The following is a 582-nucleotide window of genomic DNA, read 5'->3' as shown; positions in this document are numbered from 1 at the left end:
AAATATGAACGGAATGTTCGAGCCTGCTGCTCCTAAGAAATTTATTTGGAATCGTTTCTTTACATCAATTAATAATGATAATCCTGACAAAACTTCTTACGGAATTTATGTTCTAATTGCCTTAATTGGTTGGATTGGATATGATATTGTAAAAGCTCGTAAAGAGAAAAAGAAGAACAAATATTAATAAAAAGAGCGATTAAAATCCTCTAAATTATAAAATTAACAACACTATAAATGTGCATTATAAGCTACTTGTAATGCACATTTCCATATAAAATAATAGAATGAAAAATACGTTTGCAGCTTTTTATTTTGGACCGATTGATTACTATGCAGAAATGGTAAAAAGCCAAACTTTGGATATCGAAGTTCAAGAAAATTTTCAAAAGCAAACTTACCGTAACCGCATGTATATTTTGGGTGCAAATGGTAAATTAATGTTGAATATTCCAATTTTACACAACGGAACACGTTTGTTCAAAGATTTGCAACCTTCTTATGAATATGATTGGCAAAAAGAACACATCAAATCGTTAAAGTCAGCTTATCAAAGTTCTCCATATTTTGAATATTATGAAG

1 protein-coding gene and 1 pseudogene are annotated in these 582 nt (G+C 29.4%); both read left to right on the top strand.

Annotated features, from left to right (window positions below; genetic code table 11):
- Positions 1–187: pseudogene (locus B2X73_RS03090) on the top strand (signal peptidase I); the annotation flags it as partial.
- Positions 188–287: 100 nt separating this feature from the next.
- Positions 288–582: WbqC family protein (locus B2X73_RS03085; RefSeq protein ID WP_291095668.1), on the top strand; the 295-nt coding region annotated here is incomplete at its 3' end.

The organism is Empedobacter sp. UBA7252, assembly GCF_002472765.1.
Classification (GTDB): Bacteria; Bacteroidota; Bacteroidia; order Flavobacteriales; family Weeksellaceae; genus Empedobacter; species Empedobacter falsenii_B.
Note: the sequence above shows the minus strand (reverse complement) of the source record. Positions and strands in the feature narration are given on the sequence as shown.